The sequence below is a fragment of the Paraburkholderia sp. GAS206C genome (genome assembly GCF_050435645.1).
GTDB lineage: Bacteria > Pseudomonadota > Gammaproteobacteria > Burkholderiales > Burkholderiaceae > Paraburkholderia > Paraburkholderia phenazinium_B.
In genome coordinates, this window is sequence record NZ_JBNDKR010000003.1 from 533,084 (window position 1) to 548,027 (window position 14,944).

Genomic DNA, 14,944 nt, shown 5'->3' on the forward strand with positions numbered 1-14,944 from the left:
CGAATCCGTGACAAAGCCGGCGGCGTCCCTAAGGGAGCAGCGAGCGGCGACGTCGGAGTTCGGACTGGATGCGGTTCATGCGCGAAAGAATACGACAACGCGAGCGCCGGTGTAAACCATGAATTTCGTCTGTGGCGGATTTTTTTGTCCCGCCACAGACGGCAAACCCGCCTCGGAGTTACTACGGGCGAGGGTTCGCCGAGCTACGTTCGCTGGTTAAACCGGGTTCGCGAGGTCGGCTGCGCTCGTGAAGGAATCCGCATAAAACTCGTCTTCCGGCAGGCCGTGGTGCTGCGTGAAATCGCGCTGCGCCGATTCGACCATCACCGGTGCGCCGCAGGCGTACACCTGATAACCCGACAAGTCTGGCAGGTCTTCGATGACGCTGCGATGAACGAAGCCAGTGCGGCCCGTCCACGCGTCGCTCGGGTCCGGCTCGGAGAGGACGGGCACGAACTTGAAGTTCGGGATCTCACGCGCCCATTGCTCGGCCAGCTCCAGCAGGTACAGGTCTTTCTTGCGGCGCGCGCCCCAGTACAGCGTCATGGGCCGGTCGAGGTTCTTGAAGACCGCGTGTTCGACGATCGCCTTCAGCGGTGCAAAGCCGGTGCCGGAGGCGAGCAGCACGATCGGCTTGGCCGAATCTTCACGCAGGAAGAAGGTGCCGAGCGGCGCCTCGAAGCGCAGGATGTCGCGCTCTTTCATGGCGGTAAAGACGTGATCGGTGAACGCGCCGCCGGGCATATGGCGGATATGCAGTTCGATCGGGCCTTCCACGTGCGGCGCATTCGCCATCGAGTAGCTGCGGCGCTTGCCGTCCTTCAGGATGAATTCGAGGTACTGGCCGGCGAGGTATTGCAGACGCTCGTTGGCCGGCAGCTGCAGCTTCAGCACGACGACGTCGTCGGCCTTGCGCTCGATGGCGTTCACGCGGCACGGCAGCTTCTTGACCTGCACGTCGCCGACACCGGCGACTTCGCGGATGTCGATCTCGAGATCGGTGCACGGTGTGGCGCAGCAGAAGAGCGCCATGCCGCGGGTCTTTTCGTCGTTCGAGAGCGCCGACGAAGAATGCTGGCGCTGTTCGACTTCGCCGCTGACCACGGTGCCTTTGCAGGAGCCGCAGGCGCCGTTCTTGCAGCCGTACGGCAGGCCGATGCCCTGGCGCAGAGCCGCGATCAGCACGGGTTCATCGGGTTCTACCTGAAACTGCCGGCCGCTTTGCCGGAGCGTTACATTAAATGCCATAGCGTGTTCGAGTTCTGAGAGTCGGTAATCGGTGCGAGCCGCCCTTGACGGCTACAATGCGTCCACCATGAAAGCCACACGAAACTTGCGCCGCCCGCGCGTGCTCATTGTGGGCTGCGGCGATGTCGGCATGCGTTGCGTCGCGCTCTTGCAGCCACGCGCGCATGTGTTTGCGCTGACCACCCAGCCGGCCCGTGGCGCCGAATTGCGCGCAGCGGGCGTGACGCCAATCATCGGCGATCTCGACAGCCGCCGCAGTCTGAAGCGGCTCGCGGGCCTCGCGCCGACCGTGCTGCATCTGGCCCCGCCGCAAAAAACCGGCGACGACGACCGCCGCACGCGCGCATTGCTTGGCGCCCTGAGCGCGCGCCGCATCCGGCCCGCACGGAGTGCCGTGGCGCCGGTAGCGCGTCTGCGCCATCTTCGCGGTGCATGGATGGAGCGGGAAGCAGCCGATATTGTACCCGACGGGGTAGGGCGCTCCGCCGCTGCGCGGCCACCCGTGCGTATCGTTTACGCCAGCACGACCGGGGTGTACGGCGATTGTGGCGGCGCGCTGATCGACGAAACGCGCACGGTGCGACCGGCCAACGCGCGTGCGAAACGGCGTGTCTCCGCTGAGTGGCAATTGCGGCGAGCCACTGCCCGCGGCACGTTCGCCGCGAGCATCGCGCGCATTCCCGGGATCTATGCGGGCGATCGACTGCCGCTGGTGCGGCTCGAAAAGCGCACGCCCGCGCTGGTGGATGCCGATGACGTCTACACCAACCATATCCACGCCGACGATCTCGCCGCGATTCTGGTGCGCATGACGAGACTCGGGCGGCGCGGACGGGTGATCCACGCGTCGGACGATACGACCTTGAAAATGGGCGAGTATTTCGATCTGGTGGCCGACGCATACGGATTCGAGCGCGCACCGCGCATTACACGTGCGCAGGCCGAAAGCCAGATCGAGCCGATGCTGCTGTCGTTCATGCGTGAATCGCGGCGTCTTGTGAACGAGCGGATGAAGCGCGAGTTGCGCGTGCAACTGCGCTATCCGACGGTCGCGGATTTTCTGCGGCTCAGGTGAGAGCCGGTAGTGCTTCGAGCAGCAGGAAGCACAATACCGCGCCGATCAAAGCGCCGATGAGGCTTGGATGATACTTGTGCCGCAGGCGTATCACGACCAGCACAGCGGCGACCAGGACCGCCGCGATACAAATCAAACCAAACAGCGCGGCCGGCATCTCGAATGAAGAGTTGATGACCATGGCACACCTCCCTGAAACCTTTGTAGTCGTTGTTTAATCGAGTATAGAGCGACTTTTTCAGAAGGGCATGCTGCGACGCAGCGCAAAAGGGGCGGCATCGATGGCCGTGTGTGCGCCAGCACGCGCAGGGTGCCCGATGCCACGGGGCTTTGCGGCCCAGGACCGTGCGATTGGCTCGCGATTACCTGTTTACCCGCTCCGTAAAGATCCGAGGTCGGCGTCGTCGAGCCATTGCCATGCGCCGGCTGCCAGCGTCGCGGGCAAGCCGAGGCCGCCAATCCGTTCGCGATGCAACGCCTCGACGCGATTGCCGGCCGCGGCGACCATGCGCTTGACCTGGTGGTACTTGCCTTCGAGCACGGTCAGTTCGAGTGCGTGCTCGCTGCGCGCGTTCGCGGCGACGGCGGCAATCGGTTTAGGCTCTCCATGCAGCAGCACACCCTCGCGCAGCGCGCTGAGTTGCGCCTCGTCGAGCGGATGGCGCGTGGTCGCAAGGTAGACCTTGGGCACCTTGCGTTTGGGCGAGGTGAAGGCATGCACGAACTTGCCGTCGTCGGAGAGGAGCAGCAGGCCGGTCGTGTCCTGATCGAGCCGGCCGACGCATTGCACGCCGCGCTCGGCGAATTGCGGCGGCAGCAGGTTGAACACGCTCAGATGATGCTGCGGCTCGCGCGAGCATTCGTAGCCGGCGGGTTTGTTGAGCAGCAGGTAAGCATGCTCGCGATACGGCCAGGCGACGCCGTCGACGCTGAAGGTGAGCGCTTCGGTTGAGACATCGGCATCGGGATCGGCTTGTACAGCACCGTCGATCGTCACGCGGCCGTCGGCGATCAGCGTGCGGCATTGACGTCGTGAACCGAAACCCTGGGTGAAGAGAACGCTTTCGAGATTCATGAGGACGAGAGAACGGCAGGGCGACATGCTGGCGGCAGACCGTGTGGTCCGCCGCCTCGCGTATATTCGCGTGCATTCTACCCGTCGCCCGTCGCTACCCTGAGCGACAGCTTTACCTTTACTGCACGCCTGCGCGCCGCTCCACGAAACGCCGCACATAATCGTCGGCCGGGCGCGTGAGGATCTCGTCGGGCGTGCCTTCCTGCACCAGCGTGCCGTCACGCAGGATCGCGATGCGGTTCCCGATGCGCAGCGCCTCGTCTAGATCGTGTGTGATGAACACGATGGTCTTGTTCAGCGTCGCCTGCAACTGCAGCAACTGGTCCTGCATTTCGGTGCGGATCAGCGGATCGAGCGCGGAGAACGCTTCGTCCATCAGCAGCACGTCGGTGTCGGCGGCAAGCGCCCGGGCGAGGCCCACGCGCTGACGCATGCCGCCCGAGAGTTCGTCGGGATAGTGCTCGCCGTAGCCGTCGAGGCCCACCTTGCCGAGCCACGTGCGCGCCTTCTCGTTGGCGTGGGCTTTGCCCTCGCCACGTGTGCGCAGCGCGTAGGCGGTGTTGTCGAGCACGGTCTGGTGCGGCAGCAGGCCGAAGTTCTGGAACACCATGCTGACCTTGTAACGGCGCAACTCGCGCAAGCCCTGCGGGTTGAGCTTGATGACGTCCGAGCCGTCGATCACGATCTCGCCCGCGGTCGGTTCGATCAGCCGGTTGAAGTGACGCACGAGCGTCGACTTGCCGGAGCCCGAGAGGCCCATGATCACGTAGATCTCGCCCGAGCCGATGTTCAGGCTCACATCGTTCAGGCCGACGTTGCACCCAGTCTGCGCGAGCACGTCGGCCTTGCCCTTGCCGCTCCTGAGCAGGTCGAGCACGCGCGCGTGGCTGGTATCGGGGCCGAACAGCTTGTACACGTGCTTTACTTCTATCGCTGCCATGTCTGTCTCCTTCGTACCGTCGTGCTGTCCTGACGACTACTTCGCCGTACGGGTTTCGAGCCCGCTCTGAGCCGCTTCGCCGTGGTCATCTGCGCTGTCCGTACCGGCTTCGGTTGCCGCGGCCTTGTACGGCACCCGCGACACCGCCCTCGCCCTGCGGCGCAGCGCCAGCAGTCGCCGCGTGCGGCGGTCCTGTCCATAACCCTGGCTGATACGGTCGATCACGATCGCCAGAATCACGATTGCAATACCCGCCTGCGTGCCCTTGCCGACATCGAGCGTCTGGATGCCCGCCAGCACGTCCTCGCCGAGTCCGCGTGCGCCGATCATCGAGGCGATCACCACCATCGACAGCGCCATCATCGTCGTCTGGTTGATGCCGGCCATGATGCTCGGCCGCGCGAGCGGCAACTGCACATTGACCAGCAATTGCCAGCGCGTGGTGCCAAAGGCGCGGGCGGCCTCGACCACATCGGAATCCACGTGACGGATGCCGAGATCGGTCAGACGGATCAGCGGCGGCAGCGCGTAAATGATGGTGGCGAGAATCGCCGGCACCTTGCCAAGGCCGAACAGCATCAGCACGGGGATCAGGTACACGAAGCTCGGCAGCGTCTGCATGATGTCGAGCACGGGCAGCAGAACCCGCCTTAGCAGCGCACTGCGCGACGTGAAGATGCCAAGCGGCACACCGAGCACCACCGACAGCACGGTCGCCACCAGCATCAGCGCGAGCGTCTCCATCAGCTTGTCCCACAGCCCGAAGCAGCCGATTGCATAAAGCAGTAGTACGAAGAACGCAGCAATCGGCAGACGCCGCGTCGCATTCCACGTGATCGCGCCGACCGCGAGCAGGATCAGCCACGCCGGCGTAGCCCTCAGCGCGCCTTCGAGCGGCACCAGCAGATAGCGCAGCAGTGCGATGCTGAAGTTGTGGAAGCTGTCACCGTGCGCGGTGACGAACGCCTGAACGACATCGTTCACCCAGTCGGCGATCGACAGATGCAGAAAAAACGAATGCATGATCAAACCTCCGATGCGCGTGAACGGGTGGCGCAGTGCGTCAGCCGTTCAGCGCAAAGCGTCGTGACTTCGTCGGAGAATCAGGCGCCTGTGAGCGAGGCCTGGACTTTCTGGGCCACGTCGTTCGGGACCCACGGTTTCCACATCTCCGGATGGTCGTGGAGGAACTGCCTGGCCATCGTCGGACCGTCGATCTTCTTGCTGGTCATCTCGAGGATGGTCTGGTTCAGGAAGTCCATCGAGAAGCTGACCTTGCCAAAGGCCGCCATCATTTCAGGCTCGGCTTGATAGAACGGCGTCGACACACCGACCTTCAGATGCGACACCAGATACGACGACGCGCACTGCGAGGTGCTGGTATCGGCACGCAGCGTCTTCCAGCAATCGGCGTTGAACGGCGGCATCTTCAGTTGCACGAACTTATATTTGGCCATCAGCGCTGCCGGTTCCCAGTAGTAGAACAGGATCGGCTTGCCACGCTGATACGCGGACGAGATGGCCGCGTCGAGCGCCGCACCGGTGCCTGGGCGGAAGTTCGTGTAGCTGTCGTCGAGCTTGAGCACTTTCAGCAGACGCGTGTTCACGCGTTCGCAGTCCCAGCCGGCCGGACAATTCAGGAAGCGGCCCTTGCCCGGTTCTTCGTCGTCCTCGAAGAGATCCTTGTATTTCGGCAGATCGGCGACCGAGGTCAGGTTCGGTGCGACCGGTTTGATGCCGCGTGCCGGGTCGCCCTTGACGACGTATTCCGGCACGTACCAGCCTTCGTTGGTGCCGCCCGGCAGCGTGTCGCCGATCAGCTTGACCTGACCGTCCGCGACGCCCTTGGCGATGATCTCCGAGCGGCCCGTCCACTGTTCGCCCCAGACCTGCAGATCATTACGCGCGAGGGCCGTTTCGGTCGCGGCGGTGCTGCCCGGTACGGTATCCGTCTTGCAGCCGTAGCCTTTCTCGGCGATATAGCGCAGCACTTCCGAGGTGAACGAACCGCTTTCCCAGGTGACGCCCGCAAAGCGTACGGTCTTGCCACTCGAGCACCAGGTGCCCGCGTGCGCGGCGGCCGGGAAGAGGGCGCCTGCGGCGAGTGCCACGCAGGCTGTGCGTATCCAGGTTTTCATCAGCATTGTTTTGTCTCCAATGTCGACCGGAGTTGGCGCTTCAGCGCTTACTCCGGTCCCATGCAACGTAGTTGCGTCGGTTTTTAGTTTGTGCCTCGGCAGAGGCGTCAGGCGTAGGTACTTCGAGAGCTTTGCGTTGCGGCGAGCACGGCCTCGTCGAGCGTGAGACCGAGACCCGGTTCGTCGGAGAGCGTGAGCCAGCCTTCGCTGTCGACGTCGATAGGTTGCGTCAGCATGAAATCGCGACGCTCGATCGACCATTCCGGCGGGTCGTAGGGAAACTCGATGAAAGGCGCCGACGCAGCGCCCGCCGTCAGATGAAGATTGGCAGCGAGTCCGATACCGTTGCCCCATGTGTGCGGCGTGAACACCTTGCCGCGCGCTTCGACGGCTTGCGCGAGCTTGCGCAGGCCTTCCATGCCGAGTGAACAAGCGACGTCGGGTTGAAACACGTCGAGGCAATCGCGTGCGAGCAGTTGATCGAACTCGTAGCGCTCGCGGGTCATCTCGCCACCGGCGATGCGGATGCCGGTGCTGCGGCGCAGTTCGACATGGCCGTCGTAGTCGCCGCGATGCAGCGGCTCTTCCATCCAGTAGACGCCGTGTTTTTCGAGCTCGCGGGCGACTTCGAGCGCTTCGTTCACCGTCCAGGGTGCCGCTGTGTCCCACGGCATGCGCCAGCCCTGGTTGCAGTCCACCATCAGTTCAAGACGGTCGCCTACCGCATCGCGTACTGCAGCGAGCGCTTCGAAATCGTCGGCGAGGCTTGGACGGCCGAAGCGGATTTTCAGCGCCGGGAAACCGCGTTCGGCGACCTGCAGCGCCATCTTCGCCATGTCGTCCGGATGCCGGTGCACGCCGCCCGAAGCGTAGGCGCGGATCCGGTTGCTGCGGCCGCCCATCATCTTCCAGCAGGGTTCGCCGCGAATCTTGCCGGCCAGATCCCATAGCGCGATATCGAGCGGCCACGGGCGTCCCGCATGAAAGCCGATGTTGTCCAGCACGGCGCTATGACGCCCGAGGGCGAGCGGATCGGTGCCGACGAACAGGTGCTGGTAGTCCGCGAAGCCGTACATCGCATCGCCGGAGCCGATGCCCACGTGACCCGCGTCGTCATGGACACGCACGATGGTCGCGGGAAATTTGCGCCGCGGCTGGCTATCCCAGGAAGCGGGGAACGGCGGATCGAGCTCCAGCTGGTGGTGCGTGATCTCAATCCGGCTAATGCGAGGTGTCTCAAAACTCATGGGCGTTCCTGGGACGAATGCCGCAATGCCGCATGAGGCGGCACGATTGGATTAGGAATGACGTCATGCTATGGAGGTGGCACGAGCAACTCAATCGCTTCAATTAAAGTAAATGACTGCATGCAATGCCGTGCGATTGAATGCGTATGATGCGAATGACACCCATGGCCTTGATGCCGGTGGGAAGGGAACAGGAAGGAGACCGTCGCTATGGCGATGAACGCGTGGCTGCCCAGGATCGAAGCGGGTAGCGATCCAAAATATCAGGTCATTGCGCGAGCTTTCGCGCAGGCCATCCTCAACGGCCAGCTACCAGCGGGCGAAAAGCTGCCGCCGCACCGCTCGCTCGCCAGCGAATTGCACGTCACCACCGGCACGATCAGCCGCGCCTATGCCGAGCTGGAGCGGCAGGGGCTGGCGAATGCGCGCGTCGGTGATGGCACATATGTGGCGCAGGCGCGAGCTCGTGAGATGTCGTCGGGCACGACACCGCGCGGCGCGCTGCGTCCTGGGATGCCACCCGCGCCGGCCTTGATCGATCTCGGGCAGAACGTGCCGCAATCGACGGGCGAAGCAACAGCGCTATGCGTGACGCTGCGCGAAATTGCCAACGACGAACGCCTTGCCGCCGAGCTGCTGCAATACGCGCCCGAAGCAGGCTCGATGCGGCATCGGCTGGCGGGTGCGGCATGCCTGGGGCGCGCCGGCAGTCCGGCGAGCGCGTCGCGCGTGCTGGTCACGCAAGGCGCACAGCATGCACTTGCGTCGGTGTTGCGCGCGGTCGCCCGGCCGGGCGATACCGTGCTGGCCGAAGTGGTCAGCTATCCTGGGATCATTGCGTTGGCGCGGCAACTGCGGCTGCACCTCGTCGGCGTCGAAATCGACTCCGAGGGTCTTGTGCCCGCCGCCCTCGAACTGGCGTGCAAGTCGCTGCACCCGCGCGCGATTTTTTGCGTACCCACCATCCACAATCCGACCACTGCGACGATGTCGAGCGAGCGGCGCGATGCCGTCGCCGATATCTTGCAGCGGCACGGCGTGCTGCTGATCGAAGACCTGGTGCCGGCGATGTTGCTCGAGGCGCCGCCTGAACCACTTTCGACGCGTCTGCCAGATCAATCGTTTTTGATCGCGGGCCTGTCGAAGTCAGTGGCGCCCGGGTTGCGGGTGGGCTATCTGCAAGCGCCGCCTGCGTGGTGTTCGAAGATCGCGGCGGTGATTCGCAGCGACTGCTGGATGACCGCGCCGTTGATGGCCGAAGTGGTGTCGCGCTGGATTGAAAACGGCGAGATGGAGCGGTTGAATGGCTTGCAGCGCGCGCATATCGAAACGCAGCACGAGGTGGCGAACGAAGTGCTCGAGGGGGTCGCCTACCGGCATGCGGCGACGAGTTCGCATCTGTGGCTGCCGTTGCCCGAACCGTGGCGTGCCGCGGAGTTTGCGGCGGCGTTGCGGCACGAGGGCGTGCTGGTTAAGACTGCCGACAGTTTTGTGATTGGGCGTAACGCGGCGCCGCATGCGATTCGGGTTTGCATGACAGGCGCTACTTCGCGCGACGCGCTGCTGCGCGGGTTGTCGATTATTCGCACTACGCTCGATCACGGGCTTGAGAGTGGGATGGCGTCCTCGTACGCGCCATGAGGGTCAGGCGGTAGCGGATGGGCCCGGACCAGTAGTTACGTTACACGAATAACAGCGCAAGAAGCGGAGCGTACCTTCAGGCACAAACCGCGACGATGACCTCATTGAAACCGGAGGTTATCGATGCGTGTCCCGTTCTCCCAACCCGCCATCAGACTACCCGCCGCATTCCAGCGGCTTGCGTGGTCGAATCTCGTTGCGCAGTCAGCCGAGCAGATCAGCCTCGCTGCCGCGCCGCTCGTTGCCGTGTTCGCGCTCGGCGCGAGCGCGCGTGAAACAGGTTTGCTGCAGACCGCCCAGACCTTGCCTTTCCTGTTGCTGTCGATTCCGCTCGGCGTGTGGGCCGATCGTCGCTCGCGCCGGACCCTGATGGCGCTCGCCGAAGGCATGCGCGTGATCGCCATGCTGAGCGTGCTGTTACTGGTGATCTCGCATGAATTGACGTTGGCCTGGCTAGCTGCGCTCGGGTGTCTCGGCGCGACCGGCACGGTGGCGTATAACGTAGCGGCACCATCGTTAGTGCCGTCGCTGGTGTCGCGCGAGTCGTTCGCAGCCGCGAATGGGCGGCTCGAACTGGCACGCAGCGTTGCGTATTCCGCAGGACCTGCGCTCGGCGGCATGCTGGTGGGCTGGATCGGCGCGGGCTGGGCGTACGGCTGCGCGGCCGGCCTCTCGGCGTTGGCGGTCGCATTGCTAGCGGGGTTGAGTGAACCGCCGCGTACACTGACCGGGCAGCGCCACTTCCTGCGTGAACTGCGCGACGGTACCCGCTTCGTGCTGCGTGACGCCTTGCTGCGTCCGATGATCGCCACGGCCGTGTTTTTCAATCTCGGCTTCTTCATGCTGCAGGCGGTGTATGTGCCGTACGCGGTGCACCGGCTTGGGCTGACGGCGTCGGCTGTGGGCGTAACGCTCGGCGCGTATGGCGTCGGCATGGTGTGTGGGGCACTGGCAGCGCCGTCGATCGCGCAGCGGCTCAGATTCGGGCGCGTGCTGACGATTGGTCCTTTTTGCGGACTGCTCGCTTCTCTGGTGATGGTGGCAACGCTGGCCGTACCATCGTTCTGGTTGGCAATGCCAAGCTTCTTTCTGCTCGGTGTGGGGCCGATTCTCTGGGTGGTCGGCTCGACGACCTTGCGCCAGGCCATCACGCCTGATGGAATGATGGGACGTGTCTCGGCGATCAACAGCACGGCGACCTATGGCGCACGACCGCTCGGCGCGTTGCTGGGTGCCGCGGTCAGCGGGCATTGGGGTATGGAGGCGTGTCTGGTAATGGCAGCCGTTGCGTTTCTGGCGCAGGCGCTGATCATCGTGGGGTCGCCAGCGGCGCGGCTAGAAGCGGCTCCCGACGGGGCAGCGGCGTGACTGTCGGTTGGGCGATTGGCTGCACGATCCGCCCACGACAGCTATCCTGTCAGTTGCGTCACCCAGCCCATGCGATGTCACGGAGCGACAACGTCAATTCGTGACATCCGCGTGCACTTCTCTCTTCTTTGGCGGAGCAGAGCATGAGCAAACAGACTATTGCAGACTTCCTGGCAAAAACGCTTCACGCGGCTGGAGTCGAACGTATCTGGGGCGTGACCGGCGACAGCCTGAATGGCCTGTCCGACAGCCTCTACCGCCTAGGTTCGATCCGCTGGATGCACACCCGCCACGAAGAAGTCGCCGCCTTCGCTGCAGGTGCCGATGCCGCCGCTACCGGCAAGCTCGCGGTCTGCGCCGGCAGTTGCGGTCCCGGCAATCTGCATCTGATCAACGGCCTGTACGACTGCCATCGCAACCATCAACCTGTGCTCGCCATCGCGGCGCATATTCCGTCATCGGAAATTGGCCTCGGTTACTTTCAGGAGACTCATCCGCAGGAACTCTTCAAGGAGTGCAGTCACTACGTCGAACTCGTGACGAACCCGTCGCAGTTCCCACGCGTTCTGGCCACCGCGATGCACACGGCGATCGAACAGCAGGGCGTGGCCGTGATCGTTTTGCCCGGCGATGTGGCGCTCGGCGAGGCGCCCGACGAAGTGCCGGCATGGGCGGGCACGTTGGAGCCTGCCACGCTGTTGCCTGCCGCTGCGGATATAGACAGACTCGCCGAGCTGCTGAACCAGGCCGAAGGCGTCACGCTGTTGTGCGGCAGCGGTTGCGCAGGGGCGCACGACGAAGTGGTCGCACTGGCCGACGCGCTCGGCGCGCCGACCGTCCATGCGTTGCGCGGCAAACAGTACGTCGAATGGGATAATCCGTACGATGTCGGTATGACGGGCCTGATCGGTTTTAGCTCGGGCTACTACGCCATGATGTCGTCCGATACGCTTGTCATGCTCGGCACGGATTTTCCGTATCGCAACTTTTATCCGTCGCATGGCAATGTGGTGCAGATCGATCGCCGGGGTAGCGCGCTCGGCAAACGTACGCCATTGAAGATGGGTTTAGTCGGCGACATCAAGCCTACCCTGCAAGCGCTGTTGCCGAAGCTCACCCGCAAGACCGATCGCGACTTTATCGAACGGGCCCGCACCCATTACTTCGCGGCGCGGCTCACCCTCGACGATCTCGCGAGGCCATCCGATCCCGGCAAGCCCATTCATCCGCAATATCTGACGAGCATCGTCGATGAGATCGCCGACGAGGATGCGGTGTTCACCGTCGACGTCGGCACGCCGACCCTGTGGGCCGCCCGCTATTTGACGATGAACGGCAAGCGCACCCTGCACGGCTCGTTCAATCACGGCTCGATGGCGAACGCCATGCCGCAGGCGCTCGGCGCCAAAGCCGCGCAGCCGGATCGGCAGGTGATCTCGCTATCGGGCGACGGCGGCCTCTCGATGCTGCTCGGCGATCTGCTGACGGCACGACAACTCGATCTGCCGATCAAGGTGATCGTGTACAACAACAGTTCGCTGGGCTTCGTGGCCATGGAGATGAAGGCTGGCGGTTACCTCGATAGCGGCACGGACCTCAGTGCCACCGATTTCGCCGCTATTGCGAAAGGTGCTGGCATCTATAGCATACGTGTGGAGGATTCCGAAGCAATTGGCGACGCCTTGCGTGACGCGTTCGCGCATCCCGGCCCGGCGGTGATCGACGTCGTCACGGCAAAGCACGAACTCGCCATGCCGCCGAAGATCCAGTGGGCGCAGGCCAAGGGCTTCAGTCTGTATATGTTGCGTGCGGTGCTCAACGGGCGTGGCGATGAGGTGGTGGAACTGGCGAATACGAATCTGCGCTAGCAATATCGGCAACGGTCTGCTGCTTCTGCGTCGCGCGTCGCGGGTTCGTCCCATGTCGCGGGTTGGTCCCAGTGCCCGGTCACATCGGACAGGCTAAAATCTTTGGCTTTTCCAGGCGAGACCATGAATCTGGCCTGGTGACCGATATCCACACACAGAGACACACTGAGGCGCAATTTTGAATAGTCCACAGCAGCAAGAGGGCCTGAAGCGCGGGCTGAAAAATCGTCACATCCAGCTCATAGCGCTGGGCGGGGCGATCGGCACCGGCCTGTTCCTCGGTTCAGCTAGCGTGTTGCAGGCGGCCGGGCCGTCGATGATCCTCGGCTATGCGATCGGCGGCATCATCGCATTCATGATCATGCGGCAGCTCGGCGAGATGGTCGCGCAAGAACCGGTGGCGGGTTCGTTTAGCCATTTTGCCTACAAGTACTGGGGCGATTTCCCAGGCTTTCTGTCGGGCTGGAATTATTGGGTCCTCTACGTGCTGGTCAGCATGGCCGAGTTGACGGCTGTGGGAACGTACGTGCATTTCTGGTGGCCTGGTGTGCCGGCCTGGGTATCGGCGCTGGTGTGCTTCGCCGGCATCAACGCGATCAATCTGGCGAATGTGAAGGCCTACGGCGAGACCGAGTTCTGGTTCGCGATCATCAAGGTGGTAGCGGTGATCGGCATGATCCTGTTCGGCGGCTATCTGCTGATTAGCGGCAACGGCGGTCCGCAAGCATCGATCAGCAACCTCTGGGCCGACGGCGGTTTCTTTCCGCACGGGTTTCATGGCCTTTTCATGATGCTGGCTGTGATCATGTTTTCCTTCGGCGGCCTGGAGCTGATCGGCATCACGGCGGCCGAGGCGGATGAGCCGCGCAAGAGCATTCCCAAGGCGGTGAATCAGGTGATCTACCGGATTCTGATTTTTTACATCCTCTCGCTGGCGGTGCTGCTGTCGCTGTATCCGTGGAATCAGGTGGCGGCCGGCGGCAGCCCGTTCGTGATGATCTTCTCGCAGATCGGCTCGACGCTTACGGCGAACATTCTCAACATCGTGGTGCTGACGGCCGCGCTGTCTGTCTACAACAGCGGTGTGTATGCGAATAGCCGCATGCTTTATGGCCTCGCGGAGCAGGGCAACGCGCCGCGCGCGCTGATGAAGGTCGACCGTCGTGGTGTGCCGTATCTGGCGATTGGCCTGTCCGCGCTGGCGACATTTGCCTGCGTGATCATCAACTACCTGATTCCTTCGGAAGCGCTTGGTGTGCTGATGGCGCTGGTGGTGGCCGCGCTGGTGCTGAACTGGTCGCTGATCAGCCTCACGCATCTGAAGTCGCGCAAGGCGATGGTGGCGGCAGGGCAGACGCTGGTGTTCAGGTCGTTCTGGTTTCCGGTCAGCAACTGGATCTGCCTTGCGTTCATGGCAATGGTTCTGGTGATTCTCGCGATGACGCCGGGGTTATCGGTTTCGGTGTGGCTGGTGCCGGTGTGGTTGCTGGCGATGTGGGCGGGTTATGTGGTGAAGCGGCGGCGGGCGGGGGCGGTTCACGCTACGCCTTGAGCCTGGCGCCCGGAGCCTCGTTCTGGAGGCCCTCCGTCGTGCCGTACCTTCATGCCCGGCCGAAATTCGACCGCGCGACGCGCCAGATAGAATGCATGGATCGTTATCCGCTTTGGAACACTTCGTGGCCGCCTCTTCACCGCATTCCCCGGACGTCCTTGCCGCGCTGCGCGCGGCCACCGCGCAACGACATGCCACACTCGACTCCTCGATGCCGCTGGCGAAACCGCATCCGTCCATTGCCGATTATCGCGATCATCTGTTGCTGCTAAAGGCGTGGCTGGGTCCAATCGAAAGCTGGCTCGCGGGTTTCGCGGATGGTCCGCAGGATCCCCGGACGCTGACACCGTTGCGGCGTCTGCCGTTAATCGAAAGCGATCTGGCGCACGACGCGATTGCCGGGTTGAGTGAGCGGACGAATGACGCGAGGCCCCGAGCGTTGCCGCGCGCTCACGGCGACAATCCCGCCTACCGTTGGGGCGTGTGCTACGTCGTGGAAGGATCGCAACTGGGCGGCGCGGTGCTTTATAAAAGGTTGCACGCACAACTGGCGCCGCACCCGCTGCGCTATCTGGCTGGCAATGGCGAACCGGTCGGGCCGCGCTGGCATCGGTTCGTCCAGGGTTTACAGCAGGACGTAATGGAAGACGCTGCGGTGCTGAGCGCCTGCGAGGGCGCAAGACACGCATTCGATAGCTTGCTTGAACTTTTACCGCATTCGAGCAGGCATGCCGGGGGAGTTTTTACCGACCACGCCTGATGGTTCGTGCTTCACGGTGCCTGGCGGCTTCG

General features: G+C 63.5%; 13 protein-coding genes. 6 read left to right on the top strand and 7 right to left on the bottom strand.

Features of this window, described 5'->3' with window-relative positions; all coding sequences use genetic code 11:
- Positions 1-216: 216 nt before the first annotated feature.
- Positions 217-1,248: a CDP-6-deoxy-delta-3,4-glucoseen reductase gene (locus P3T20_RS10765; RefSeq protein ID WP_074263567.1), complete on the bottom strand. Its 1,032-nt coding sequence runs from the start codon at positions 1,246-1,248 to the stop codon at positions 217-219.
- Positions 1,249-1,315: 67 nt separating this feature from the next.
- Between P3T20_RS10765 and P3T20_RS10770 the strand changes: the two genes are divergently transcribed.
- Positions 1,316-2,323, top strand: a complete 1,008-nt coding sequence (locus tag P3T20_RS10770; protein WP_074263568.1) for an NAD-binding protein — start codon at positions 1,316-1,318, stop codon at positions 2,321-2,323.
- Here the strand turns inward: P3T20_RS10770 and P3T20_RS10775 are convergent.
- From P3T20_RS10775 to P3T20_RS10800, 6 genes are all read right to left on the bottom strand, one after another.
- Entirely contained in the window at positions 2,316-2,504 is a 189-nt protein-coding gene (locus P3T20_RS10775) for a hypothetical protein (protein WP_074263569.1), read from the bottom strand. The genes P3T20_RS10770 and P3T20_RS10775 overlap by 8 nt on opposite strands.
- 189 nt (positions 2,505-2,693) lie before the next feature.
- Positions 2,694-3,398, bottom strand: coding sequence for a pseudouridine synthase (locus P3T20_RS10780; RefSeq protein ID WP_074265944.1), 705 nt, complete (start codon positions 3,396-3,398; stop codon positions 2,694-2,696).
- Positions 3,399-3,516: 118 nt separating this feature from the next.
- A complete protein-coding gene (locus tag P3T20_RS10785) occupies positions 3,517-4,338 on the bottom strand; it encodes a quaternary amine ABC transporter ATP-binding protein (protein ID WP_074263570.1) in 822 nt (273 codons plus the stop codon).
- Between the two features lie 36 nt (positions 4,339-4,374).
- A complete protein-coding gene (locus tag P3T20_RS10790) occupies positions 4,375-5,361 on the bottom strand; it encodes an ABC transporter permease (RefSeq protein WP_074263571.1) in 987 nt (328 codons plus the stop codon).
- Between the two features lie 80 nt (positions 5,362-5,441).
- Complete coding sequence (locus P3T20_RS10795) at positions 5,442-6,482, bottom strand: ABC transporter substrate-binding protein (protein ID WP_074263572.1); 1,041 nt, start codon at positions 6,480-6,482, stop codon at positions 5,442-5,444.
- Positions 6,483-6,583: 101 nt separating this feature from the next.
- Positions 6,584-7,723: a mandelate racemase/muconate lactonizing enzyme family protein gene (locus P3T20_RS10800; protein WP_074263573.1), complete on the bottom strand. Its 1,140-nt coding sequence runs from the start codon at positions 7,721-7,723 to the stop codon at positions 6,584-6,586.
- Positions 7,724-7,933: 210 nt separating this feature from the next.
- Between P3T20_RS10800 and P3T20_RS10805 the strand changes: the two genes are divergently transcribed.
- From P3T20_RS10805 to P3T20_RS10825, 5 genes are all read left to right on the top strand, one after another.
- Entirely contained in the window at positions 7,934-9,364 is a 1,431-nt protein-coding gene (locus P3T20_RS10805) for a PLP-dependent aminotransferase family protein (RefSeq protein WP_074263574.1), read from the top strand.
- Positions 9,365-9,487: 123 nt separating this feature from the next.
- Positions 9,488-10,732, top strand: a complete 1,245-nt coding sequence (locus P3T20_RS10810; RefSeq protein ID WP_429286865.1) for an MFS transporter — start codon at positions 9,488-9,490, stop codon at positions 10,730-10,732.
- Between the two features lie 143 nt (positions 10,733-10,875).
- Positions 10,876-12,600 carry a ubiquinone-dependent pyruvate dehydrogenase gene (gene poxB, locus P3T20_RS10815; RefSeq protein WP_429286866.1) on the top strand — a complete coding sequence of 575 codons (1,725 nt, stop codon included), beginning with the start codon at positions 10,876-10,878 and terminating at the stop codon, positions 12,598-12,600.
- A gap of 178 nt (positions 12,601-12,778) precedes the next feature.
- The gene (locus P3T20_RS10820) at positions 12,779-14,152 is read left to right on the top strand and encodes an amino acid permease (RefSeq protein ID WP_429286867.1); all 1,374 of its coding nucleotides are present in this window, start codon (positions 12,779-12,781) and stop codon (positions 14,150-14,152) included.
- Positions 14,153-14,276: 124 nt separating this feature from the next.
- Positions 14,277-14,912: a biliverdin-producing heme oxygenase gene (locus P3T20_RS10825; protein ID WP_429286868.1), complete on the top strand. Its 636-nt coding sequence runs from the start codon at positions 14,277-14,279 to the stop codon at positions 14,910-14,912.
- Positions 14,913-14,944: the final 32 nt, after the last annotated feature.